The organism is Prolinoborus fasciculus (genome assembly GCF_056724605.1).
Map to the genome: position 1 here is coordinate 1 of NZ_JBWZQN010000179.1, position 529 is coordinate 529.

Sequence of the window (529 nt, forward strand, 5' to 3'; positions counted from 1 at the left end):
CTTTTTTAGCGTTGGTGCACTGTCTATAACTGTCTTTAAATCCATAAATAGGTGTCCACTTAAATTTAAGTGGACACTATCGCGGTATTAATGAGTTAGAAAAAGTGGGGTTCAGCGGACGCTTACAATCCACTTAAATCCATTCTTGATAAAAACTTCGCCACCGAAAGCTTCAGAAGCTTCAATTGGTTCGTATCCTAATTCAATAGCGCGTTGTTTACTTATAATCAACCAATCTTCTTTTGCCATAAAATATCTGAATTTATCTAAAATTATCTTAACTTTATCACTTGTTTGAATCTGCTTTTCAATTATATTTAACTTATTGATTAAATTAGATTCGGTTGTCACAATGAGTGAACAATTACAGCAAAAAGAAAAAGCTCCTCGTAAAAAATTCAAACGTAAGCGTCCGCTGAACACACCTTATGAATTCATCCTATAAGCCTTAATTTAGTCCCCACTTAAAAACAAGTGGGGACTAAAATTTATGACTACAAATCACCAGACATCCATCGCATCTCTTGCG

General features: G+C 34.4%; 1 protein-coding gene. It reads right to left on the reverse strand.

The window, feature by feature from the left end:
* Nucleotides 1-111: 111 nt before the first annotated feature.
* Entirely contained in the window at nt 112-423 is a 312-nt protein-coding gene (locus tag AC1P5O_RS16825) for a hypothetical protein (protein ID WP_336755400.1), read from the reverse strand.
* Between the last annotated feature and the right edge of the window lie 106 nt (nt 424-529).